We start from the raw sequence: 2,760 nt of genomic DNA on the forward strand, positions 1-2,760 counted from the left end.
CTCCTGAACCGTTGGCGATGGCGCGCTGGAAGCCGCCATTGAGACGCCCCTGCTGCGGCCCCCAGTTCTCGACGATGTTCATCGTGAAGGACTGCCCGGCAGACTCGACAGCCTTCTGAACCTCGCTCGATTCCCAGGCCATCACCGGCTTGCCGTCCGCGCTGTTGCCAGTCGGATGCGAGCCGGCCGCGGCGCGGTCGATGACCGTGCTGACGCCGCCGATGATCTCGTCGAAGTCCTTCAGGCCGTAGCCCATCAGCATGTCGTTGTCCATGCCGCGGAAGGACTTGAAACCCTCAGGCGTGCCGTCGATCGTCATCAGCTCCGCGGAGTGGTCGCCATGCAGCGAGACGTCGTCGATCACCTTGTCCAGGGTGCCGTTGCCGTCCGGACCGAAGAGCTTGTTGACGATGCGCGCCGTGGTCTCGGGCGTGAGTTCGGGATGCTTGGCCGGGTCGGTCAGCTCCATCAACTTGCGCGTGGCCGCCGTGGCGGGCGCCGCATAGTTCTTGTCCCGCCGGTAGGTGTCCCCGTACTCGTCCTTGTAGTCCTTGACGCCCTTGTCGTAGGCATCGGTCACAGCTTGGGCCGATTCGTTCACATAGCTGTCGACGAGCTTCTTCACGCCCGGGTCCGACATCACCAACTCGCGGATCTGCAGGCTGGTGTCGGCCGGCATCGCCTTGCCGAGGGCGAGCATCTGGTTGGTCGTGCCGCTGGCGCTCTCGGTGTGGCTGATGATGCGCGCCGCTGCGGCCATGCGGGTCAGGTCTTCGTCACCCAGGTAGCGGTCGACCAGGCCCATCGCGGCATCGTCGATCGCCTTGTCGCGCGCGGCGCCGTCCGGTTGCCCGGCCGTGGCCAACGAGATCTCGTGGCCCAAGGCCTCCATCACGGCATTGCGCTTGGTCTCGTAGTCAGCCAGGGCCGTCTTGTAGGCGCCCTCGTCGGTGTGGCCGGTCGCGTTGAGCTGCGCCTGCAGCGTCGTGACCTGGTCGGTCGCGCGGTGGAACTCATAGAGCTTGTTGCCGGTGTCGCGCTGCTGGGCGTTCTCGGTCTTGACCGTCTTCAATGCAGCGTCGACCACCATCTGCGCCTCTGGGTCGTCGCGGAAGCGCTTGGCGATCTCGTGCGCCGCATCCTCGGTGGCCACCGCGTTCTTCGCGTCGGCCTTGTAGGTCTGGCGCAGCTCCGCCGCGATGGCCTGCTCGCTCTTGGCGCGTTCCCGGATCGTCAGGTTGGCGGCGCTGCGGTAGGCCTGGGCCGCCTTCTCGTAGTCCTCGCTGCCGGGCTTGTACTTGGCGAGCTCCGCTTCCTTCTTGCGCGCGTCCAGCAGCAGCTCGTGGGACAGGTCGATCTCGTCGTCCGTGTAGGTCTTCATCGCCGCCAGGTCGGTGGGCGACGCACCTGCCACGCCCGCCGGCTCCGGCACGCCAGCGATCAGCCGCACCGTGGACGCGAGCGTGTCGGGCGATGCCGCCAGCACCGAGCCCGCCGGCGCGTTCTGCGGCGATTGCAAGGCAAACAGCACCGCGTCGTGCAGCGCTCCCTTGCCGACGTTGTGCGCGCGCAGGGCATCGCCGAACAGGTCGAGCCCGTCGGCACCACCGCCTGGCTTGGCTGGTGCGGCGAGGTGATCCAGCAACGTGCGCGCGAGTTGCCGCGCCTGCGCCGGGTCGCCAGCGGCATCGGCCGCCGTGGCCAGGTCGTCGACCAACGCGTGGTACTCCGCCTTGTCGTCGATGCCCGTGGTCTTGCCGGCCTGGCCGTCGGCCGGCAGGTCGGTGTGGCGCGCCTCCTGGCCCGCCGTCTCGGCAAGCTTGCTGACCACCGGCTGGGCCTTGGCCATCAGCTGCTTGCGCTGCTCGGGGCTCAGGCTCGTGTCGCCCATCGCCTGCGCGAGCTGTTGGGCAGCGGTGGCGGCGCCCGACTGGGCGTAGACGTCCTGGATCTGCTGGGCATAGCCGTCGACGTCATGCTTGGCGACGGGCACGCCCTGCATGGGCTGCAGGAACGGTGGCGGATTGCCGCCCAGGGGTGGCTTTGGCTGCAAGGGCCCCAGCCCGGGCGACAGCGGGTTGTTGCCACCGAGCGGAGGCGTGGCGCGCAGCGGCCCCAGGCCGTTGACGAAGGGCGAACCGCTGTTGAAGAGGGGCGCGGCTGCCAATGGATCGTAGAAGGCGTAGGTCGCCCTGGCCTTGTCGACCTGCTTCTGCGCTTCCTGGGTGGCGGCCGACGGCGCGGCCGGCGCGCGGTTGTCCTGCGCGTCCTTCAGCCTGGCCTTGGCGAGACCGTGTTCCTTCTCCTTGAACACGGCCTGGGCTTCGGCCTTGAGCGCATCTGCTTGCTTGGCCTTGTGTTCGTCCTTCAGCTTCGCGGCCTTCTCCTGGTCCTGTTGGGCCCGGGTCTGCTCCGCCTTGGCTTGCGCTTCCTCCGCAGCCTTGCGCGCGGCTTCGGCTTGGCGCTTGGCTTCCTCGGCGCGGCGGCGGGCCTCCTCGGCACGGCGGCGCGCTTCCTCGGCGGCGCGGCGTGCGGCCTCCTCGGCACGGCGACGCGCTTCTTCGGCCTGTGCGGCGTCGTCCCGGCCGACGAAAGAACTGGACCCTACGGCGTCAAGCATTCACTCTCTCCTTGTCTATGGCGGATGGGCCTGATGTGCATTCCTGCCCGGCGATCAACAGTAGTTGCAGGGGTATCGCCCTCGCAACTACGAGTCCACGTAGCGCGGGCCTGTTAACGCTATGGCAATGGGTCGCGTTG

1 protein-coding gene is annotated in these 2,760 nt (G+C 68.3%); it reads right to left on the reverse strand.

Annotated features, from left to right (window positions below):
- The coding region (locus tag AC1DU6_RS26210; protein ID WP_477860700.1) for a hypothetical protein at nt 1–2,620 on the reverse strand (2,620 nt) is incomplete at its 3' end.
- Nucleotides 2,621–2,760: the final 140 nt, after the last annotated feature.

This window comes from Roseateles sp. P5_B10, assembly GCF_056400485.1.